This is a genomic window from Pantoea sp. GbtcB22, from assembly GCF_019091025.1.
GTDB lineage: Bacteria > Pseudomonadota > Gammaproteobacteria > Enterobacterales > Enterobacteriaceae > Pantoea > Pantoea leporis.
In genome coordinates, this window is record NZ_JAGXKB010000830.1 from 1 (window position 1) to 237 (window position 237).

1 pseudogene is annotated in these 237 nt (G+C 51.9%); it reads left to right on the forward strand.

The window, feature by feature from the left end:
• A pseudogene (locus KVT28_RS26805) lies at nucleotides 1–237 on the forward strand (plasmid-partitioning protein); the annotation flags it as partial.

Here is a 237-nt window from a genome sequence, read left to right on the forward strand (position 1 = left end):
ATCTCTGCGCTCTCCGATGCAGAAGCCATTTTTCGTAAAGTCATTACGCGGTGCGTCAACACATTGAACCTGCCACATGACGTGCTCTCTCTCTTCTCACATCCGGGTGAACTTTCGGTCAGGGCGGGTGATCAGTTATTCAAGGCATTTGAGGGCAAAGAAGCTTTGCTGCATGAACAGGCGCAGCCCCTGATGGCAGGCCGCAAAAACGGCCTTCTTTATGGTTCAGAAGGGATC